We start from the raw sequence: 20,180 nt of genomic DNA, 5'->3' as shown, positions 1-20,180 counted from the left end.
GGTGGGCCCGGCTCCGGTGGACGTGATGACCGGATCGCCTGCGGGTCGGGTGACTGCGATGGATTCACCAGCAGCCGTCCCGGGACGACTCCGCCCCGGGTCTTGCTGATGGGCTGCTAGCGGGCAGCCACCTCACGCGTCCCAAAAGAAATCATTCTTCGGACCACCTCCTTTCCCGTGTACGACAACGGTAGGTCGCACTCGGGAACCGTTCAACGGGTTAAACGGCCGCGTCCTCCGTCGCCGCCGCGGTGAACTGCGCGTTGTACAGCCGGGCGTAGGCACCACCCGCGGCGAGCAGGTCGTCGTGGTCGCCCTGCTCCACGATCGCGCCGTCCTCCATGACCAGGATCAGGTCGGCGTCGCGGATGGTGGAGAGCCGGTGGGCGATCACGAACGACGTCCGGTCCGTGCGCAGCGCCGCCATCGCGTTCTGGAGCAGCAGCTCGGTGCGGGTGTCGACCGAGCTGGTGGCCTCGTCGAGGATCAGCAGTGCCGGGTCGGTGAGGAACGCCCGCGCGATCGTGACGAGCTGGCGCTCGCCCGCGGAGAGGTTCGAGCCCTCCTCGTCGATCACGGTGTCGTAGCCGTCGGGCAGGGAGTGCACGAACCGGTCCACGAACGTCGCCCGCGCGGCCTCGAGCACCTGCTCCTCCGTGGCGTCAGGTCGGCCGTACGCGATGTTGTCGCGGATGGTGCCCTCGAAGAGCCACGTGTCCTGGAGGACCATGCCGATCTGCCCGCGCAGCGCCGAGCGCGGCATCCCCGCGACGTCGACCCCGTCGATCGTGATCCGGCCCGCGTCGAGCTCGTAGAACCGCATCACCAGGTTGACCAGGGTCGTCTTGCCGGCCCCGGTCGGTCCGACGATCGCGACCGTCTGACCGGGCCGGGCCACCAGGGACAGGTCGGTGATGAGTGGCCTGTCCTCGTCGTAGCGGAACGACACGTGCTCGAACGCCACCTCCCCGCGTCGTACGGCCGGAACAGTGAGCGCCGGGGCGTCCACGGACTCCTCGTCAGCGTCGATCAGCTCGAAGACGCGCTCCGCCGAGGCGACGCCCGACTGCAGCAGGTTGGTCATCGACGCGACCGTCGTGAGCGGCTGGGTGAACTGGCGGGAGTACTGGATGAACGCCTGCACCTCGCCCAGCGACAGGTTGCCGCTCGCCACGCGGAGACCGCCGACGACGGCGACCAGGACGTAGTTGAGGTTCCCGATGAACATCATCGCCGGCATGATCAGGCCGCTGACGAACTGCGCGCCGAAGCTGACCTTGAAGAGCTCGTCGTTCTCCTCCGCGAAGGTCTGCTCGACCTCGGCCTGGCGGCCGAACACCTTGACCAGCGCGTGGCCGGAGTAGGCCTCCTCGATCTGCGCGTTGAGCTTGCCGGTACGCCGCCACTGGGCGACGAACTGTCCCTGCGAGCGCTTCATGATCTGCGCCGTCACGACGAGCGAGAGCGGCACGGTGATGAGCGCGACCAGGGCGAGCAGCGGCGAGATCCAGACCATCATCGCGAGCACCGCGATGACCGTCATGACGGACGTGAGCAGCTGGCTCATCGTCTGCTGGAGCGTCTGGCTGACGTTGTCGATGTCGTTGGTGACCCGCGACAGCAGCTCGCCGCGCGGCGAGCGGTCGAAGTAGTTCAGCGGCAGGTGGTTGATCTTCTCCTCGACGTCCTCGCGCATCTGCCGCACGGTGTTCTGCACGACGGTGTTGAGGATGTAGCCCTGCAGCCACGCGAGCAGCGACGCGCCGACGTAGATGAGCAGCACGATCATCAGCACGTGGCCGACGGCGCCGAAGTCCACGCCCTCGCCGGGCACGACGTCCATCCCCTGCACCGCCTCGGGCAGCGCCGAGTCCGGGGTGCCGGGCGGGAACTTCGAGCCGATGAAGCCGTTGAACACCAGGTCGGTCGCGTGCCCGAGGATCCGGGGCGCGATCGACATCAGCAGCACGCTGGCGATGCCGAGCAGCACCACGGCGACCGCCTTGCCCCGGTCGGGGCGCATCAGGCCGACCAGCCGTTTGGCGGACGGACCGAAGTCCATCGCCTTCTGGCCGACCATGCCGCCGCCCATCGGGCCGCGGCCGGGACCGCCCTGGGGCGCCTCGATCCGCTCGGTGGCCTTGAACTCCTGCTTCTTGGAGCCGGTGCTGGTCTCCGTCATCAGGCTGCCTCCTCCGCCGTGAGCTGGGACGTGACGATCTCCTGGTAGGTCTCGCAGTCCTCGAGCAGCTCGTGGTGGGTGCCGCGTCCGACGACCCGGCCGTCCTCGAGCACGAGGATCAGGTCGGCGTCGCGGATGGTCGAGACGCGCTGGGCGACGATCACCACCGTCGCGTCGCTGGTCGTGGGCCTCAGCGCGGCCCGGAGCCGGGCGTCGGTCGCCAGGTCGAGCGCCGAGAACGAGTCGTCGAAGAGGTAGATGCCGGGCTTGCGGATCAGCGCCCTCGCGATCGCGAGGCGCTGCCGCTGGCCGCCCGAGAAGTTGGTGCCGCCCTGGGTCACGGGCGCGTCCAGCCCGTCGGGCAGCGCCTCGACGAAGTCGCGCCCCTGCGCGACCTCGAGGGCCGCCCACATCTCCTCCTCGGTCGCGTCCGGCTTGCCGTGCCGCAGGTTGCTGCGCACCGTGCCGCTGAAGAGGTAGGCCTTCTGTGGCACCAGCCCGATCTGCTCCCACAGCAGTGCCTCGTCGACCCGTCGTACGTCGGTCCCGCCGACGCGGACCACGCCGTCGGTGGCGTCGAAGAGCCGTGGCACCAGGTTGACCAGCGTGGTCTTGCCGGCACCGGTCGAGCCGATCACCGCGACCGTCTGACCGGGCCGGGCGGAGAACGAGACGTCCGCGAGCACGGGCTCCTCGGCGCCGGGGTAGGCGAAGGTGACGTGCTCGAGGTCGAGGTGACCGCGCTGGGCCGGGTCCGGGGCGATCGCGTCGGCCGGCGTCGGCACCGAGGTGTGCGTGTCGAGGACCTCGGCGACGCGGTCCGCGCAGACCGAGGCCCGCGGGATCATCATCAGCATGAAGGTCGCCATCATCACCGACATCAGGATCTGCATCAGGTAGGAGAGGAACGCCGTCAGCGCCCCCACCTGCATCTGGCCGTTGTCGATGCGGTGACCGCCGAACCAGATGACGGCGACGCTCGAGACGTTCACGACCAGGATCACCAGCGGGAACATGGTCGCCATCCACCGGCCGGCCGCGACGGCGACCTCGGTCAGGTCGTCGTTGGCCTTGCCGAAGCGCTGCTTCTCGTACGGCTCGCGCACGAACGCGCGGACCACGCGGATGCCGGTGATCTGCTCGCGCAGCACCCGGTTGACCTCGTCGATGCGGCCCTGCATCAGCCGGAAGTTGGGCACCATCCGGCTGACGACGAAGCCGACGCAGAGGAAGAGCGCCGGCACGACGACGGCGAGGATCCAGCCGAGGCCCATGTCCTCACGCAGCGCCATGATCACGCCGCCGACCATCATGATCGGCGCGGACACCGCGATCGTGCAGGTCATCAGCACGAGCATCTGCACCTGCTGCACGTCGTTCGTCGTACGCGTGATCAGCGACGGCGCACCGAAGTGCTGCACCTCGCGGGTCGAGAACGTGCCGACCCGGTGGAAGAGCGCGGCGCGCACGTCGCGGCCGAAGCTCATCGCGGTGCGCGAGCCGAACCGGACCGCGATGACCGAGCAGATGATCTGGCCGAACGCGACCGCGAGCATGACGCCGCCGGTGGTGAGGATGTAGTGGGTGTCGCCCTTCGTGACGCCCTCGTCGATGATGTCGGCGTTGAGGGTGGGCAGGTAGAGCATCGCCAGCACGCCGAGGAACTGGAAGAACACCACGACGGTGAGCCAGGCCCGGTACGGCGCCAGCTGGGTGCGCAGGAGTCGGAGCAGCATCAGTTCTTCCTCTGGAGTCCGAGCAGGACGGTGTCGACGATCTCGTCGGGGGTGAGCAGGCGCCCGTCCGAGATCAGGGGGTGGCTGCCGGCGAAGGTGAGCAGCCGCAGGGTGTGGGCGAACTCGTCGGCCGGGACCCGGAGCCGGTCGCCGTCGGAGCCGATGACGGCCGCGAAGAGCATCTCCTGGCGCGCCCGCCACGCGTGCGCTGCCTCGGCGTCGTGCCGGGGCGGCCCGACCAGGCCGACCTTCTGCATCAGCTCGAAGGTCGCCCGGAAGCGCTGCTGCAGGATCGAGACGAGCAGCACCAGGCGGGACCGCAGCGGCAGGTCGGGGTCGATCTCCTCGATCCGGGCCACCACGTCCCCGGGCTCGAAGGCCCGGGCGATGGCCGCGTCGACCAGCTCCTCCTTGGTCGCGAACGCCCGGAAGACCGTGCCCTCGGCGATCCCGGCCGCCTCGGCGATCTGACGGGTGGTGATGTCGCGACCCTGGACGCGCATCAGCCGGAGCGTGGCGTCGATGAGGTCGGCGCGACGTTCGTCGGGCGGCATCGGTCGGGCACGGGGAGGCACCGGGCGATCATAAGTGAGTGAGCACTCACTCACAAACTATTTCCGGTCCCTCCGCCCCGGCCCGTGCGGTGGGCCTACAGTTCCGGCTCGTGCAGGTACGTCGTGTGGTCCAGGTCCTTCTCGTGGTGGTCGTCCTCGGGCTGGTGGGTGGGGTCATCGCCGCCGGCATCTCGGCCACGATGGGCATCCGCACCGAGGCCAAGGACGTGCCCGTCGAGGAGCCGACGGTCGCTCCCCCGCGGCCGGCGGTCGCACCGCCGGCGTTCTCCCGGATCACCGTCGACGGCACCCTCCGCACACGTACGGCGGTCGCCGAGCTCCGCGACGCGACCGCCACCGGGACGCGCGGCCGCGCCACGCTCGCGGTCACCCACGGCGACGGGGACGTCGGCGACGACTCCTACCGCCTCGGCGGCACCCGGACCGCGCTGACGATCACCGCCGGCAGCGAGACCGGCGCCGTCCGCGGCATCTACGACCTGGCCCAGGCAGCCCGCGAGAGCCGCCCGCTGACCGAGCACCTCGGCGAGACGGTGACGAGCCGGCTGCCGTTCCGGATGGTCGACCTCGGCGCGGCCGGCGTCGACGCCGACGCGTCGCAGTGGGAGGGCGGCGAGGACTACTCCCACTACTCCCGGGCGTTCGAGGACGCGATCCTCCCGAAGGCGCCGTACGTCGACCAGGCGGCGATGCCGGCCGCCCGGGCCAGCGTGCTGGCCTACGTCAGGCACACGCTCGCGCAGGGCTACAACGCCATCGCCGTGCCCGGCTTCCTGGAGTACCTCACCTTCTCCGACGTGCCGGAGGTCTACGCCGACGACCCGGAGTACGTCGCGCGCGCCGAGGCGATGCGGGCGGCGTTCGGGCCGATCTGGCAGGAGGTCCACGACCTCGGCATGCAGGTCTACTTCCGCACCGACATGCTCATCCTGAGCAGCCCGCTGGAGCGCTACCTGACGAAGGAGTTCGACCTCGACCCGACCGACCCCAAGCTGTGGGAGGTCTACCAGCACGGGCTCGACGAGCTCTACCGCGAGATGCCGTACGTCGACGGCGTGCTGCTCCGCATCGGCGAGGGCGGCAACATCTACAACCTGCCCGGCTGGGACTACTACTCCGAGATCACGGTGACCACGCCGCCCGCCGTGCGCGCGATGCTCACGGCATTCACCGACGAGGCCGAGCGGGTCGACAAGACCGTGATCTTCCGGACCTGGAGCGTGGGCATCGGCGCGGTCGGTGACATGCACACGAACCCCGACAGCTACCACGAGGTGCTCGACGGGATCGACAGCCCGAACCTGATCGTGTCGACGAAGTACAGCCTCGGCGACTTCTACAGCTGGCTCCCTCTCAACGACACGCTCGAGACCGGGAACCAGCGGCGGATCGTCGAGATGCAGAGCCGCCGCGAGTTCGAGGCGTTCGGCGCGATCCCGAACGACCTCGGCAACCTCTACCAGCAGGCATTGCAGCGCTTCCTCGCCGCCAACCCGCACGTCGAGGGCGTCTGGACGTGGACCCAGGACGGCGGCCCGTGGCGCGCCGGCCCGATGAGCCTCGAGCTGACCCACGGCTTCTGGCAGCTCTACGACCTCAACAGCGAGCTCTCGGCCAGGCTCGCGCGCGATCCCGAGGCCGATCCCGCCGAGATCACCGCCGACTGGGCGCGCCGCTGGTTCTCGACCGACCCGGCGACCGTGACGGCGATCTCCACCGCGATGGCCTCGTCGCGCGAGGCGGTGTCGCAGGGGCTCTACATCGAGCAGTTCGCCCAGGTGCGCGCGTTCGCGCTGGGGCTCGAGCCGCCGCCTCAGATGTGGATCTTCGAGTGGGACATCCTCACCGGTGACAGCGCCGTGCTGGACGTCATCTACTCGATCGTCCGCGACTCCGGACCCGAGGGAGTGGACGACGCGATCGCGGCCGGCGAGCACGCCGTGGAGGTCGCGCGGTCGATGCGCGACGAGGTGGCGGCGACGGACGCCTCGACGTACCGCGACCCCGCGTTGCGCCAGCAGCTGATCGACTCGCTGGACTACCAGGTCAACCTCTTCACGCTGCTGGACTCCTACCGCGCGATGGTGCTCCGGCACGCGCAGTGGCTCGACACCGGCACCGGCCGCGACGAGTGGGCCACGGCCCGCGACGCCTTCGACGTCGCGGCCGCCGACCACGAGCAGAAGTACGGCGACGACGTCGAGCTGCCGGCGTACAACCTGACCGCCGCGCGGCTCGGCGAGCAGCGCGCCGAGCGCGACCTGCCGATGGCCTGGCTCGCCCGCGGCGGGCTGCTCGCGCTGCTGCTGGGTCTCGGCCTGACCCGCACCGGTCGCACGATGGTGCGCGCCGCCACGACCCCGTGGCGCGAGCCCGGCCCGGTCAACCGCTGGCTGGTGGTCGCGTTCCCGTTGGTGGCGGTGGCGTGGAGCCGGCTGGTGCTGACCTGGTTCCTGGCTCCCGCCCACCTGATCCTGGTCGGCGTCGGCTGGGCGGTCCTGACCGCCGTCGTCCTGGCAACTCGCTCGTGGCGGGTCGCGACGGCCGTCGGCGGCGCGATCACGATCCGGTCGGTCCTGTTGCTCGCGGTGCTGTCGATCCGCGGTCCGGGCGGCTACTGGTTCGTGTTCTGGACTGCTCCTGGCTGGCGGACGGCGTACGTCGTGGTGTCGTTCGTGCTCTTCGGCTGGGTGCTCGCGTGCCTGGTCTGGGCGCTCGCCGGCCGCACGGGTCGTCGGCGGGCCGCCGCGGTCGCGCTCGGCACCGTCGGCGCGGCGATGCTCGGGGTCGGCCTGCTCGCCGGCGGGATCGGTCTCGAGCGGGCGCTGACGCACTGGAACGACCAGCTCGCGCTGCTGCCGTGGGGCATGGCCCGGATCCTCGGGATCACGACCTACCTCGGCATCCCGACCGCACTGCCGTGGTACCTGGTCGCCCTCGGCGGAGTGCTCACCGTCGCGGCGCTCGTCCTCGGGCTGCCGCGGCGACGGACTACGGCGCCAGCCGCTCCGTGACCCACGCGTCGCCGGCGCGCCGATAGACGAGCCGGTCATGGAGGCGCGAGGTCCGGCCCTGCCAGAACTCGACGACCTCGGGGCGTACGACGTACCCGCCCCACTCCTCGGGGGTCGGTACGGCGTCGGGGTAGCGCGCCTCGGCGTCGGCGTACGCCGCGTCGAGCTCCGCGCGACCGGCCACGACCTGCGACTGGTGGGACGCCACAGCGCCGAGCTGGGACCCGTGCGGGCGGCTGGAGAAGTAGGCCTCGACATCGGCGCGGGGTAGCGGTGCCGCGACACCGTCCACCCGCACCTGCCGCTCGAGGACGTGCCAGGGGAAGAGCAGCGCGCACCGCGGGTTGCCGGCGAGCTCGGCGCCCTTGCGGGAGCCGGTGTTGGTGAAGAAGACGAAACCGGCCTCGGAGACACCCTTGAGCAACACCATCCGCGAGGAGGGGGCGCCGTCGGCGCCGACCGTGCTGACGACCATCGCGTTGGCGTCGTGGCGGATCGCCGCGTGCGCCTCGCCCATCCAGCGGTCGAACATCGTCATCGGGTCGTCGGCCAGGTCGGACTCGTCGAGGCCGTCGCGGGCGTACTCCTCCCGGAGCGCGGAGAGGTCGAGGGGGGCCATGCCTCGACCCTAACGACCGGGCGGTGCACAATGCCGGGGCGGCGCCTGACAGGCGTCAACAACGAGGACGAGGAGCTGGCATGCCCGAGGTGCACCACGGACTGGAGGGCGTCGTCGCCTTCGAGACGCAGATCGCGGAGCCGGACAAGGAGGGCTCGGCGCTGCGCTACCGCGGCGTGGACATCGAGGACATCGTCGGCCGGGTGCCGTTCGAGAACGTCTGGGGCCTCCTCATCGACGGCTCCTACACCCCGGGCCTCTCCCCCGCCGAGCCCTACAACCTCCCCGTGCACACCGGCGACGTCCGCGTCGACGTGCAGGCCGCGGTCGCGATGCTGGCGCCGGCGTTCGGCTTCGGCCAGACCTACGACATCAGCGACGAGCAGGCCCGTGAGGACATCGGCCGGCTCGCCGTGATGGTGCTGTCGTACGCCGCCCAGTCGGCCCGCGGTCTCAACCAGCCGGTCGTCCCGCAGAAGGTCGTCGACGAGGGCAAGACGCTCGCCGAGAAGTTCCTGATCCGCTGGAAGGGCGAGGCGGACCCCAAGCACGTGAAGGCGATCGACGCCTACTGGAGCTCGGCCGCCGAGCACGGCATGAACGCCTCGACCTTCACCGCGCGGGTCATCACCTCGACCGGCGCCGACGTGGCCGCCGCGTTCTCCGGCGCCATCGGCGCGATGAGCGGCCCGCTGCACGGCGGCGCCCCCTCCCGCGTGCTCGGCATGATCGAGGAGGTCGAGCGGCGCGACGGCGACGCCGCGTCGTACGTCAAGGAGCTGCTCGACAGCGGCGAGCGGCTGATGGGCTTCGGCCACCGCGTCTACCGCGCCGAGGACCCCCGCGCGCGGGTGCTGCGGCGTACGGCGCGCGAGCTCGACGCGCCGCGCTACGAGGTCGCCGAGGCGCTGGAGCAGGCCGCGCTCGCCGAGCTGCGCGAGCGGCGCCCGGACCGGGTACTCGAGACCAACGTGGAGTTCTGGGCGGCGATCGTGCTCGACTTCGCTGAGGTGCCGGCGAACATGTTCACGTCGATGTTCACCTGCGCCCGCACCGGCGGCTGGTCGGCGCACATCCTGGAGCAGAAGACCACCGGGCGGCTGATCCGGCCGTCCGCGATCTACACCGGCCCGGCCGCCCGCCCGGCCTCCGACGTCGAGGGGTGGCGGTCCGAGTGGGACGTGTGAGGACCGACGTCGGCGCGCACTTCGCCGGCAAGACGGCCATCGTCACCGGAGGCGGCTCGGGCATCGGCGTCGCCCTGACCCGCGCGCTGGTCGCTGCCGGCGCGGACGTGGTCTGCGCCGACCTCGACGAGATGGCCGCGTCCCGGGCGGCCACCTCGATGGTCGGCCCCGGCTCGGCACGCGCCGCGCGGCTCGACGTCACCGACGCCGCCGCCGTCCAGGCGCTCGTCGACTCGGTGCAGCCCGACCTGCTCTTCAACAACGCGGGCATCACGTTCGGCGGCGAGACCGAGGACCTCACCCTCGAGCAGTGGAACGCGATCATCGACGTCAACATCCGCGGCGTCGTCCACGGCGTCGCGGCGGCGTACCCGCTCATGGTCACCCGCGGGTCGGGACAGATCGTCAACACCGCCTCGATGGGCGGGCTGATGGCGGCCGGGCTGATCACGTCGTACGTGATGACGAAGCACGCGGTCGTCGGGCTCTCGCTGGCGCTGCGCTCGGAGGCCGCGTCGAAGGGCGTCGGCGTGACGGTCGTGTGCCCGGCCGCGGTCGACACCCCGATCCTCGACAAGGGGTACGTCGGGAAGTTCCACGGCCGCGACTTCTACCTCAAGGGGCAGGGCGTTCGGCACCCGCTCGACCCGGCGGTCTTCGCCGAGCAGGTGCTCGAGACCGTCGCCGAGGACAAGGCCATGCTGGTCACGCCGCGTCCCGCGAGGATCGCCTGGCGGCTGGGCCGGTTCTTCCCCGGCTTCGTGCAGCGCTCGTCGATCAAGTTCGTCGACAAGCAGCGCCGGCTCCAGGACAAGCGTGCGAAGAAGGAGCTCCGGTCGGCTGCGTAGTCAGCCGAAGAGTGCCTCGGCGGCGCGGGAGTCGGCGTACTCCTCGAAGAGCGCGATCCGGCCGTCGCGCAGCGTGACGACCTGGCAGCTGGGCACCCGCACCGGCTCTCCGGCCGCGTTGGTGCCGACGGCGGTCGCCTGCACGACCCAGCCGCCGTCGAAGGCGGGCAGCCAGCGCCGCGCGAGGGCCAGGGCCTGCTCGACGCCGGCGGCGGACGGGGCCTCGATCACGGGTTCGCTCACGGCCCCATCCTGGCGGCTACAGGCGACCGTCGTACCAGCTGGTGCGCCCCTTGGCCCCGGCGCGGGTGAGCGAGATGTGCACGTGGTTGCGGTGCCGCAGCGTCTTCGAGCACTTCTTCGTGGACGTGCAGCTCGACGACAGGTAGGGCTCGGGCCGGAACTCGTTCCAGGCGGGGTACATCTGGTCGTTCCAGATCACGTACATGATCCCCATCCGGCGCGCCCGCGCGTCGGCGTTGCCCCGGGCGTCCGGGCCGAAGAGGTCGCGGAAGAGCTGCTTGACCTGCACCCGGTCACCGCGGCGTGCGACGTCGTTGGACCAGTCGATCGCCTGCCCGGTCTGGTGCTCCGACGTCGCCCGACGCTGCTTCTTCGCGCACGGGCGCGCGGTGCCGACGTACCCGCCGCCGTAGTGGCGCGCGATCCACCGGCCGAGGTAGACCGTGCCGGCGTACGGCTTGGGGTGGCACTTGCCGGGCTGCTGGTACGACGCGTAGTCCTCGATCGGCCGCGCGGCGTCGGCCGGGGCCAGGAGGGTGAGCGAGAGCAGGAGGCCGGTGAGGGCCGAGACGAGGAGACGCACGATCGACCACGATAGGTCTAGACCAGTCGTCGCGTCGTCCTTTCGAGGTAGACCACCCCTCGGGGTGAGACCTCGTAGCCGACGTCGAAGCTGCGGGTGAGCCCGAGGTTCTTCAGCTTGCGGACGTCGATCTTGAAGGGGTCGCGCTCGCGGCCCAGCTCGGCCGCGAGGTCCGGCGCCCGGGTGTGCGGGCGCCGCCTGATGATGTCGAGGGTCACCATCGTCCACGGGCCATGGCTGCTCGCGCGGTCGAGCCGCTCCAGCTTCGCGTCGATCGTGGCGATGTCGTCGTCGGTGAGGTCCGCGCTCTCCCGCAGGGCCACCCGCGGGTCCGGACCGGCCCAGCTCAGCACCACGCGGTACGTCGCGACCTCGCCCTCCACCTTGGCGAGCTGCCGGCGCAGCCGCTCGGCGTCGGGCCAGCCGGCGGCGACGGCCTCGGCGTCGGTGATCGCCGCCTCGTCGACGACACCCACCTCGTCGACCCGGACCACGCCCGCGACCGTGCGGAACTGCGAGCCGACCGCGACGTCCTGCCTGCGCCAGCGGCGGAACGCCAACGTCACCGAGCCGTCGGCGACCCCGTGCGCGACCTTGGGCGGGAGCAGCATGGCGACCAGCCTAGAGTCGCGGGGTGACCTCTCGGGACAGCCAGGTCTGGGACGCCCAGGCCGCCACCTTCGACGACGAGCCGGACCACGGCCTCCACGACCCCCTGGTGCGCGACGCCTGGCGAAGCCTGCTGCGCTCGCTCCTGCCGCCGATGCCGGCCCGGGTGGCCGACCTGGGCTGCGGCACCGGGACGCTGTCGTTGCTGCTGGCCGAGGACGGGTACGCCGTGGACGGCGTCGACTTCTCCCCCGAGATGGTGCGCCGGGCGACCGCGAAGGTCGGCTCGTTCCCCGGCACCACCTTCACGGTCGGCGACGTCGCAGCCCCGGCGCTCGACCAGGCGGCGTACGACGTGGTGCTGTGCCGCCACGTCCTGTGGGCGCTGCCCGCACCGGCCGACGTGCTGGACCACTGGCTGCGCCTGCTCGTCCCCGACGGCCGGCTGGTGCTGGTCGAGGGCAGCTGGTCGACCGGAGCCGGCCTGACGTCCGCCGAGACCGTGGCGCTGGTGGAGGGCGCGGGGCTCGCCGCCGAGACCCGTCAGCTCGACGACCCGGCGTACTGGGGCCGCCCGATCAGCGACGAGCGCTACGTCGTCGTCGGCAGGCGCTTGGCGTAGCAGCGCGAGAGCGGCGCATCCTTGTAGAACCCGAACGGCGGGATCGGCTCGTAGCCGCTGCTCTCGTAGAGCGCCATCGCCTCGGGCTGGCGCAGCCCGGTCTCGAGGACGACCACCTCGACGCCGTGCCGTCCCACGTCGGTCTCGAGGTGCGCGAGCATCACCCGGGCGAGGCCGCGGCCGCGCGCCGAGGTCGCGACGTACATCCGCTTGACCTCGGCGGTCGCGCCGGAGCCGAGCGCGACGAGGCTCGTCCGTCGCCACGCCCCGGTCGCGACGGGGTCGCCATCGACGTACCCGACGAAGAAGCTGCCCGCCGGCGGCTCGAACATCAGCGGGTCCAGCGGCGTCTCGTCGGGGCCGCCGTACCGGACGACGTACTCCGCCTGGACCTCGTCGATCAGGCGCACCGCGTCCGGGTGGCCGTAGCCGACCCGGTGGATCTCGAGTTCAGTCACGTGCTCACGATCTGTCTGTCCGGAGGGGGTCACGGGTACGGCTGACAGAATAGGGACCGTGACCGACGACGCCCTCCAGATCCCCGCCGACCTGCTGCCGTCCGACGGCCGCTTCGGTGCCGGCCCGTCGAAGATCCAGCCGGCGCACCTCGACGCCCTCGCCGCGACGGGCACCTCCCTGATGGGCACGTCGCACCGGCAGGCCCCGGTGCGCGACCTCGTCGGCCGGGTGCGGGCCGGGCTCGCGGACCTCTTCTCCCTGCCGGACGGCTACGAGGTGGTGCTCGGCAACGGCGGCGCGACGGCGTTCTGGGACGTGGCGACGTACGGCCTGATCTCGGAGAAGAGCCAGCACCTCGCCTTCGGGGAGTTCTCGGCGAAGTTCGCCTCGGCGGCCGCCGCTGCGCCGTGGCTGTCCGACCCCTCGGTCATCAAGTCCGAGCCCGGCACCCGGCCGGCGGCCGCCGCCGAGGACGGCGTCGACGTCTACGCCTGGGCGCACAACGAGACCTCGACCGCGGTGATGGCTCCGGTCGTGCGACCGGAGGGCATCGCGTCGGACGCGCTGGTCCTGATCGACGCCACGTCCGGCGCCGGCGGTCTCCCGGTCGACGTCAGGGAGACGGACGTCTACTACTTCGCGCCGCAGAAGAGCTTCGCGTCCGACGGCGGCCTCTGGCTCGCGCTCTTCTCCCCCGCGGCACTCGAGCGGGCGGCGTCGATCGCGGCGTCGGGTCGTCACGTCCCGGCGTTCTTCGACCTGCCGACCGCGATCTCGAACTCGGCCCTCAACCAGACCTACAACACCCCGGCGGTCGCCACGCTCTTCCTGATGGCCGAGCAGCTGGACTGGATGAACGCCTCCGGCGGACTCGACGGCATGGTCGCGCGCACGACCGCGTCCTCGGACGCGCTCTACACCTGGGCGGAGAAGTCGCCGTACGCCTTCCCGTACGTCGCCGACCCGGACCACCGCTCGCTGGTCATCGGCACCATCGACTTCGAGGAGACGATCGACGCCGCCCGCATCGCCGCCGTGCTGCGCGCCAACGGGATCGTCGACACCGAGCCCTACCGCAAGCTGGGCCGCAACCAGCTCCGGATCGCGATGTACCCCGCCGTCGACCCGGCCGACGTCGAGGCGCTCACGCACTGCATCGACTGGGTCATCGAGCGGCTCTGAGCGACATGATCACCGCCCGCCGACCAGACGCACTCCCGCGGCACGTCGGCCTGATCATGGACGGCAACCGCCGGTGGGCGCGGGCAGCCGGACACCTCGACGTCAGCGTCGGGCACCGCGCGGGGGCCGAGCACCTGGGCGACTTCCTCGGCTGGCTGGAACGCCGGGGCATCGAGCACGCGACCGTCTACGTGCTGTCGGCCGACAACATCCGCAAGCGGGCCGGCGACGAGGTCGACCACCTCTTCCGACTGCTCCGGACCGTGGTGCCGGAGCAGGTCCGGTCGTCGACGTACTGGCGCCTCCACGTGAGCGGCGACCTCGGCCTGCTGCCGCCGGCGACGCGCACGGCGCTCGAGGCGGCTGTCGCCGAGACCGTCACCCGACCTGGCCACCTGACGCTGGCCATCGGCTACGACCCGCGTGCCGACATCGTCGCCGGCATCCGGGCCGCCGTCGCGGCCGGCGGCGGCGACCTCGACAGCGACGCGCTGAGCGACGCGATCACCGATGCCCTGCCGGGCGGACCGGTCAAGGAGATCGACCTGGTGATCCGCACCAGTGGCGAGCAGCGCATCTCCGGCTTCTTCCCCTGGCAGAGCCAGCACGCCGAGATCCACGTCAGTCCCCGGATGTGGCCGGCGTTCACCGAGCGCGACCTCGACCACGCCCTGGCCGACTTCGCGGCGCGGCGGGTCAGACGCCTGTGAGCCAATCGGCGACGACGTCCGGGTCGGCCAGCGCGACCAGGTGACCGCCGGGCACCACGTCGAGCTTGATGCCGAGGCGGTCGCGCGCGACGCGCTGCTGGAGGTCGGGCGGGAAGAGCCGGTCGTCGGCACCGGCGAGCCCGACCGTGGGCACGTCGGGCCACGCGTCGAGCGGCCAGGGGTCGGCGAAGGCGCGCTCGACCTCGTCGCGGGCGGGTCGGGAGAAGAGCTCGCGCGTGACCGCGGGAGGTACGTCGTGGAAGAAGTCGCGCTCGACGTCGAACTCCTCGGGTCGGCCGTCACGACGGGCGGCGGCCGCGGCCGCCTCGCCCTGACCCACGGTCTCCCACCAGGAGCCGGCGGTCTCGCCGGGCGCCGGGACCATCGCGTTGATCAGCGCGATCCGCTCGACGTCGAGACGGTCCACGGCCAGCGGCGCGCTGAAACCGCCCATCGACTGCGCCACGAGCACGACCGGACCCGCGTCGCGGCCGGCCTCGACGATCACGTCGGCGTACGCCGCCAGGCCGGCCGACTCGTCGGGTCCGGGCAGGGTGACCGCGATGCCGCGGTGGCCGCGCTCCGCGAGCGCGGCGACCAGCCGCTCCCAGAACCAGCCGTCACCACCGGCGCCGGGCACGAGCAGGAAGGTCGTCATGCCCGGTGCTGACCGGCCCCGGGCCCTCGACTCATCGGTCAGACGCGGGCGAGCAGGCCGAGCACCCGCTCGCTGAGCAGGTCGGTCGCCGCCGCGTCGTACGACGGGAGCGAGCTGTCCTCGAAGAGGTGCTGATCGCCGGCGTAGACGAAGAGCTCCCCGTCGGCGGTCGAGGCGACCAGCTCGCGGGCGGCGTCGATGTCGCCCTCGCCCGCGAAGAACTCGTCGGCGTCCATGCCGTGCACCTGCACCGGCACGCCGTCCGGCCACGGGCCGATCGCCCACTCACCGCTGATCGGCAGGCAGGACTCGCAGAGCACCGCGCCGGCGGCACCGGGTCGGGTCTGCGCGAGCCGCTGCGCCTGCATCACGCCCGACGAGATCCCGGCGTACACGAGCCCGGCCGGCAGTCCGGCGACCGCCTCGTCGGCGAGGGTGTCGAGGTCGGGCGCACCCTCTCCCTGGGAGAACGCGGCACCGTCCTGGATCGAGGCGAAGGTGCGCCCGCCGTAGAGGTCGGGCGTGTGGACCGTGTGCCCGGCGGCACGCCACCGGTCGGCGAGCGCGACCACGCCCGGTGTGAGTCCCTGGATGTGGTGGAAGAGCACGACGTCAGCCATACCCAGCACGCTAGACGAGGCGTCCGACAGTCGTCAGGCCTCGGGGATCTCCCGGCTGAAGGCCGACAGGGTGACGTCCTCCGGCTCCGGGCCACCGCGTCGACCGGTCTCCAGCCCGTCGATGGCGGCGAGCTGCTCGGCGGTGAGGTCGAAGTCGAACACGTCGATGTTCTCGGCGATCCGCGCCGGCTTGGTGGACTTCGGGATCACCTGGCGTCCCTGCTGCAGCGCCCACCGGAGCATCACCTGGGCCGGCGACTTGCCGTGGGCGGCCGCGATCTCGCCGATCGCCGGGTCGTCGAGCGTGCTGGTGTGGCCGCTGTCGCGGTAGAAGGTGATGCCGCCGATCGGCGCCCAGGCCTGGGTCAGGATGCCGTGCTCGGCACCGAAGTCCTGCACCTCCCGCTGCTGGAAGTAGGGGTGCACCTCGATCTGGTTGATCGCCGGTACACGGTGGCGACGTCCAGCAACCGGGTGAGGTGCTCGACCATGAAGTTGCTGACCCCGATCGCACGCACCTTGCCGTCGCCGAGCAGCGTCTCGAGCGCGCGGTAGGCACCGACCGTCCGCTCGAACTCGGCGGGCCACGCCTGGTGCAGGATCAGCAGGTCGATCTGGTCGACGCCGAGCTTGCCGGCGCTCTTGTCGAACGCGTGCAGCGTCTCGTCGTACCCGTAGTCGTTGATCCAGACCTTGGTCTCCAGGAAGACCTCGGACCGGTCGACGCCGGACGCCTGCACCGCCTCGCCGACGCCGCGCTCGTTGCCGTACGCCGCGGCCGTGTCGACGTGCCGGTAGCCGGCGCCGAGGGCCGCGCGCACGGCGTCCCGGGTCTCGTCGGGCGGGGTCTGGAAGACGCCGAAGCCGAGGGCGGGGATCTCGACGCCGTTGTTGAGGGTGTAGGTGTTCATCGCAGTGCCTCCTGGGGACTGGGGGTGGAGTCGGACCGGGCGTGCTCGACGGCGACGCGACGCCGCTCTCCGGGGACCACCAGGGCCAACGCTACGAGCAGCGCCAACCCGAGCAGGACCGCGCTCCCGGTGAGCGCGGCCCTGACCTCGTCGGCGAGGTCGGCACCCGCCGCGGCGATCGTGACCAGCACGGCGAGGCCGAGCGCGCTGCCGAGCTGGTGTGCGGTGTTGACGAGGCCGGACGCCGCGCCGGCGTCGCGGGCGTCGACCCCGGCGATCCCGGCCGACGTGAGTGGCGCGAACGCCAGCCCCTGCCCGCCCCCGATCAGCACCATGGGCAGGCCGATGCCCCACAAGAAGGTGTCCCCCGGGGCGACGCTGCTCAGCCACGCCATGCCGACCGCCGTGACAGCGGTCCCGACGACCAGCAGCCGGCTGGTGGTGAGGTGCGCGCTCAGGCGCGGCACCGCCATGGCGACCGCGAAGTTCACCGCCGTCATCGGCAGGAAGCCCAGCCCGGCCTGGAGCGGCGTCCACCCCAGCACGCCCTGGAGGTACTGGGTCGTGAAGAAGAAGAAGCCGATCATGGCGCCGAGGTAGAGCATGCGGGCGAGGTAGGCGCCGCTGCGCTCCCGGCTCGCGAACAGCCGCAGGGGCATGATCGGTTGCCCGGCACGTGACTCGTTCCCCACCAGCGCGGTGATGAGGACGACCGAGACTCCCAGCGCGCCGAGGATCCGCGGCGACGTCCACCCGGCCTCGGCCGAGGTGACGAGGGCGTAGACCAGGGTTCCCGCGCCCGCGGTGGCCAGCAGCGCCCCGGGTACGTCGAAGCGCGCGGCGCTGCGTGGCGTCTCGTCGAGGTAGCGCCGCGCCGCGACCACCATCGCGACCCCGATCGGCACGTTGACGAAGAACCCGGCCCGCCACGAGACCAGGTCGGCCAACGCTCCGCCGAGCACGAGCCCGAGGCTGGCGCCGACACCGGCGGTGGCGGCGTACCACGCGACGGCCCGGGACCGCTCGTCCCCGTGGAAGTGCGCGGTCAGCAGCGAGAGCGACGCGGGTGCGACGATCGCCGCACCGACGCCCTGGAGCGCCCGTGCCGCGATCAGCCAGCCGGCGTACGGCGCGATGCCGATCAGGAAGGACGCCGTCGAGAAGATCACGAGCCCGACGACGAAGAGCCGCCGTCGGCCGACGATGTCGCCTGCCCGCGCGCCCAGCAGGAGCAGGCCGCCGAAGACGAGCGTGTAGGCGTTCTGCACCCACGAGAGCTCGGCCGTGGTCAGGTCCATGCCGGTGCGGATGCTCGGCAGGCCGGTGAAGATCACCGAGTTGTCGAGCAGGATCATGCAGTACGCCGCGAGGATGATCGCGAGCACCGCGCGCGGGTGCGCGGGACGGTCAGTGGTCACGGCCGGACCAGCACCTTGAGCGCCTCCCGGTCGGCCATCGCCCGGTAGCCCGCGGGTACCCCGTCGAGGTCGACCGTCCGGTCGAAGACCCTCCCGGGCTCGAGCGTGCCGTCGAGGATGTCGGGCAACAGCTCCTCGATGTACGCCCGCGCCGGGGCCGGGCCGCCGGTCAACGCGATGTTGAGACCGAAGATGCTGCCGAAGCCGACCGGTGCGCTCTCGTACTGCGGCACCCCGACCCGACTGATCACCCCGCCGGGACGGACCACGCCGTACGCCTGCTCGTAGGCCGGCATGTGGCCGACGGCCTCGATCACGACGTGGGTGCCGTGGCCGCCGGTGAGGTCGCGGACCCTCGCGATGCCCTCCTCGCCGCGCTCGGCCACCACCTCGGTGGCGCCGAACTCGCGACCGAGGTCGGTGCGGGAGGCGTGCCGCCCCATCAGGACGATCTGCTCGGCGCCGAGGCGCCTCGAGGCCATGACCGCCAGCAGGCCGACCGCGCCGTCGCCGATCACCGTCACCGTCGTGCGCGGGCCGACGCCGCCCTTGACCGCGGCGTGGTGGCCGGTGCCGTAGACGTCGGAGAGGGTGAGGAGGGAGGGGATCAGCGCGTCGTCCGCACCGACGGGGACGGGCACCAGCGTGCCGTCGGCCAGCGGCACGCGGACCGCCTCGGCCTGGCCGCCGGTGACGTCGCCGGAGTTCCAGAAGCCGCCGTGCAGGCAGGACGGCTGGAGGCCCTCCCGGCAGAAGACGCAGGTCCCGTCGGACCAGGCGAACGGCGCGATGACGACGTCGCCGGCCCGCACGCTCGTGACGTCGGCGCCGACCGCCTCGACGACGCCGATGAACTCGTGGCCGATGGTCGCGGGAGCGCCGGCCTCCTTCGAGCCGTAGGGGTGGAGGTCGCTGCCGCAGATGCACGCGGACGTGATCCGGACCAGCGCGTCGGTCGGTTCCTTGATGGTCGGGTCCGGCACGTTCTCGACGCGGACGTCGCCGGCACCGTAGATGAGAGTGGCTCGCATGGGACCAGCAAACGTCGTGGGTCGGGTGCGCGGGAGTCACTGTCGTTCCAGGTAACGGCAGTACCTCCCACGCCTCCGACCACCGACGTACCGTCGAGCTCATGAGCGACGTCAGCGCCCAGGTCCGGGACTTCCTGGTGACCCGCCGCAACCGGCTCACGCCGGAGGCCGCCGGCCTTCCGGTGTACGGCGGCGCCCATCGCCGGGTGCCGGGACTCCGTCGCGAGGAGGTCGCCCTGCTCGCGGGGATGAGCGTCGACTACTACGTGCGGCTCGAGCGGGGCAACCTGGGCGGCGCCTCCGAGGCCGTGCTCGAGTCGCTGGCCTCGGCGCTGCAGCTCGACGACGCCGAGCGCGCCCACCTCTACGACCTGGCCCGCGCCTCGTCCGGTGGCCGACGGCGTACGCCGCCCGCGCCCGGCCGGGTGCGGCCGAGCATCCTCCGGGTGCTGGACGCGATGCCCGGCACGCCGGCGTACGTCCGCAACGGCCGGTTCGACGTCCTCGGCGCGAACCTGCTCGGGCGGGCGCTCTACTCCCCTGTCTTCGAGTCGCCGCTCTTCGCCCAGCGCGGGCCGGTCAACACCGCCCGCTTCCTCTTCCTCGACCCGGCGGCCCGGGACTTCTGGCCCGACTGGGACCGGGTCGCCGACGACTCGGTGAGCTTCCTGCGCTCCGAGACCGGCCGCTCCCCGCACGACCGGGTCCTCACCGACATGGTGGGCGAGCTGACGACCCGCAGCGACGACTTCGCCGTGCGCTGGGCCCGCCACGACGTCGGCTTCCACCGATCGGGCGTCAAGCACCTGCGCCACCCGGTGGTCGGCGACCTGGCCCTGCCCTACGAGGCGATGGACCTCGCGGCGGACCCGGGCCTGCGTCTCAACGTCTACACACCCGAGCCCGACTCGCCCGAGCAGCAGGCGCTCGCCCTGCTGGCGAGCTGGGCCGACGTCCCCACCACCCTCTGAGG

21 protein-coding genes are annotated in these 20,180 nt (G+C 71.9%); 7 read left to right on the top strand and 14 right to left on the bottom strand.

The genetic code is table 11. From position 1 onward, the window contains the following. Positions 1–220 precede the first annotated feature (220 nt). The 3 genes from ACFPYL_RS04915 to ACFPYL_RS04905 are packed head-to-tail and all read right to left on the bottom strand — an operon-like array spanning position 221 to position 4,493. Positions 221–2,182 carry an ABC transporter ATP-binding protein gene (locus tag ACFPYL_RS04915; protein WP_379151032.1) on the bottom strand — a complete coding sequence of 654 codons (1,962 nt, stop codon included), beginning with the start codon at positions 2,180–2,182 and terminating at the stop codon, positions 221–223. Further along, entirely contained in the window at positions 2,182–3,918 is a 1,737-nt protein-coding gene (locus tag ACFPYL_RS04910; RefSeq protein ID WP_379151029.1) for an ABC transporter ATP-binding protein, read from the bottom strand. The genes ACFPYL_RS04915 and ACFPYL_RS04910 overlap by 1 nt, the downstream gene beginning before the upstream one ends. Then, positions 3,918–4,493, bottom strand: coding sequence for a TetR/AcrR family transcriptional regulator (locus ACFPYL_RS04905; protein WP_379151027.1), 576 nt, complete (start codon positions 4,491–4,493; stop codon positions 3,918–3,920). The genes ACFPYL_RS04910 and ACFPYL_RS04905 overlap by 1 nt, the downstream gene beginning before the upstream one ends. Positions 4,494–4,582: 89 nt before the next feature. On the opposite strand from ACFPYL_RS04905, the gene ACFPYL_RS04900 reads away from it, so the two are divergent. Further along, positions 4,583–7,507, top strand: a complete 2,925-nt coding sequence (locus ACFPYL_RS04900) for a hypothetical protein (protein ID WP_379151024.1) — start codon at positions 4,583–4,585, stop codon at positions 7,505–7,507. Here the strand turns inward: ACFPYL_RS04900 and pdxH are convergent. Next, positions 7,485–8,126: a pyridoxamine 5'-phosphate oxidase gene (pdxH, locus tag ACFPYL_RS04895; RefSeq protein WP_379151021.1), complete on the bottom strand. Its 642-nt coding sequence runs from the start codon at positions 8,124–8,126 to the stop codon at positions 7,485–7,487. The two genes, ACFPYL_RS04900 and pdxH, sit on opposite strands and share 23 nt — an antisense overlap. A gap of 80 nt (positions 8,127–8,206) precedes the next feature. Between pdxH and ACFPYL_RS04890 the strand changes: the two genes are divergently transcribed. After that, positions 8,207–9,313, top strand: coding sequence for a citrate synthase 2 (locus tag ACFPYL_RS04890; protein WP_379151018.1), 1,107 nt, complete (start codon positions 8,207–8,209; stop codon positions 9,311–9,313). Further along, positions 9,310–10,161, top strand: coding sequence for an SDR family NAD(P)-dependent oxidoreductase (locus ACFPYL_RS04885; RefSeq protein WP_379151015.1), 852 nt, complete (start codon positions 9,310–9,312; stop codon positions 10,159–10,161). The genes ACFPYL_RS04890 and ACFPYL_RS04885 overlap by 4 nt, the downstream gene beginning before the upstream one ends. On the opposite strand, the gene ACFPYL_RS04880 is transcribed toward ACFPYL_RS04885, so the two are convergent. From ACFPYL_RS04880 to ACFPYL_RS04870, 3 genes are read right to left on the bottom strand one after another with little or no spacing between them, the layout of a single operon-like run. Then, the gene (locus ACFPYL_RS04880; protein ID WP_379151013.1) at positions 10,162–10,404 is read right to left on the bottom strand and encodes a nuclear transport factor 2 family protein; all 243 of its coding nucleotides are present in this window, start codon (positions 10,402–10,404) and stop codon (positions 10,162–10,164) included. It lies immediately after the preceding gene. Between the two features lie 16 nt (positions 10,405–10,420). Beyond that, a complete protein-coding gene (locus ACFPYL_RS04875) occupies positions 10,421–10,987 on the bottom strand; it encodes a hypothetical protein (RefSeq protein ID WP_379151010.1) in 567 nt (188 codons plus the stop codon). A gap of 17 nt (positions 10,988–11,004) precedes the next feature. Further along, a complete protein-coding gene (locus ACFPYL_RS04870; RefSeq protein WP_379151007.1) occupies positions 11,005–11,598 on the bottom strand; it encodes a hypothetical protein in 594 nt (197 codons plus the stop codon). 23 nt (positions 11,599–11,621) lie between these two features. Here ACFPYL_RS04870 and ACFPYL_RS04865 point away from each other — a divergent pair, with 23 nt between their 5' ends. Then, on the top strand, positions 11,622–12,218 hold the full coding sequence (locus ACFPYL_RS04865; RefSeq protein ID WP_379151004.1) for a class I SAM-dependent methyltransferase: 597 nt from the start codon (positions 11,622–11,624) through the stop codon (positions 12,216–12,218). On the opposite strand, the gene ACFPYL_RS04860 is transcribed toward ACFPYL_RS04865, so the two are convergent. Beyond that, positions 12,188–12,676, bottom strand: a complete 489-nt coding sequence (locus ACFPYL_RS04860) for a GNAT family N-acetyltransferase (RefSeq protein ID WP_379151001.1) — start codon at positions 12,674–12,676, stop codon at positions 12,188–12,190. The genes ACFPYL_RS04865 and ACFPYL_RS04860 overlap by 31 nt on opposite strands. 58 nt (positions 12,677–12,734) lie before the next feature. Between ACFPYL_RS04860 and serC the strand changes: the two genes are divergently transcribed. Both serC and uppS read left to right on the top strand, forming a co-directional pair. Continuing rightward, the gene (gene serC, locus ACFPYL_RS04855) at positions 12,735–13,859 is read left to right on the top strand and encodes a phosphoserine transaminase (RefSeq protein WP_379150998.1); all 1,125 of its coding nucleotides are present in this window, start codon (positions 12,735–12,737) and stop codon (positions 13,857–13,859) included. A gap of 5 nt (positions 13,860–13,864) precedes the next feature. Beyond that, positions 13,865–14,569, top strand: a complete 705-nt coding sequence (gene uppS, locus ACFPYL_RS04850) for a polyprenyl diphosphate synthase (RefSeq protein ID WP_379150995.1) — start codon at positions 13,865–13,867, stop codon at positions 14,567–14,569. Here uppS and ACFPYL_RS04845 read toward each other — a convergent pair. From ACFPYL_RS04845 to ACFPYL_RS04820, 6 genes are read right to left on the bottom strand one after another with little or no spacing between them, the layout of a single operon-like run. Next, positions 14,556–15,227 (bottom strand): alpha/beta fold hydrolase, encoded by a 672-nt coding sequence (locus ACFPYL_RS04845; protein ID WP_379150992.1) that lies wholly within the window; start codon positions 15,225–15,227, stop codon positions 14,556–14,558. The two genes, uppS and ACFPYL_RS04845, sit on opposite strands and share 14 nt — an antisense overlap. A gap of 38 nt (positions 15,228–15,265) precedes the next feature. Continuing rightward, a complete protein-coding gene (locus ACFPYL_RS04840; protein WP_379150989.1) occupies positions 15,266–15,847 on the bottom strand; it encodes a dienelactone hydrolase family protein in 582 nt (193 codons plus the stop codon). Positions 15,848–15,880: 33 nt separating this feature from the next. Further along, positions 15,881–16,246 carry an aldo/keto reductase gene (locus tag ACFPYL_RS04835; protein ID WP_379150986.1) on the bottom strand — a complete coding sequence of 122 codons (366 nt, stop codon included), beginning with the start codon at positions 16,244–16,246 and terminating at the stop codon, positions 15,881–15,883. Then, entirely contained in the window at positions 16,213–16,758 is a 546-nt protein-coding gene (locus tag ACFPYL_RS04830) for an aldo/keto reductase (protein WP_379150983.1), read from the bottom strand. The genes ACFPYL_RS04835 and ACFPYL_RS04830 overlap by 34 nt, the downstream gene beginning before the upstream one ends. Further along, on the bottom strand, positions 16,755–18,176 hold the full coding sequence (locus ACFPYL_RS04825; protein WP_379150980.1) for an MFS transporter: 1,422 nt from the start codon (positions 18,174–18,176) through the stop codon (positions 16,755–16,757). Before ACFPYL_RS04825 ends, ACFPYL_RS04830 begins: the two co-directional genes overlap by 4 nt. Beyond that, on the bottom strand, positions 18,173–19,207 hold the full coding sequence (locus tag ACFPYL_RS04820; RefSeq protein WP_379150977.1) for an alcohol dehydrogenase catalytic domain-containing protein: 1,035 nt from the start codon (positions 19,205–19,207) through the stop codon (positions 18,173–18,175). Before ACFPYL_RS04820 ends, ACFPYL_RS04825 begins: the two co-directional genes overlap by 4 nt. Positions 19,208–19,308: 101 nt before the next feature. Here ACFPYL_RS04820 and ACFPYL_RS04815 point away from each other — a divergent pair, with 101 nt between their 5' ends. Then, positions 19,309–20,178 (top strand): helix-turn-helix transcriptional regulator, encoded by an 870-nt coding sequence (locus ACFPYL_RS04815; RefSeq protein WP_379150974.1) that lies wholly within the window; start codon positions 19,309–19,311, stop codon positions 20,176–20,178. Positions 20,179–20,180: the final 2 nt, after the last annotated feature.

The organism is Nocardioides hankookensis (genome assembly GCF_042658885.1).
Classification (GTDB): Bacteria; Actinomycetota; Actinomycetes; order Propionibacteriales; family Nocardioidaceae; genus Nocardioides; species Nocardioides hankookensis.
Note: the sequence above shows the minus strand (reverse complement) of the source record. Positions and strands in the feature narration are given on the sequence as shown.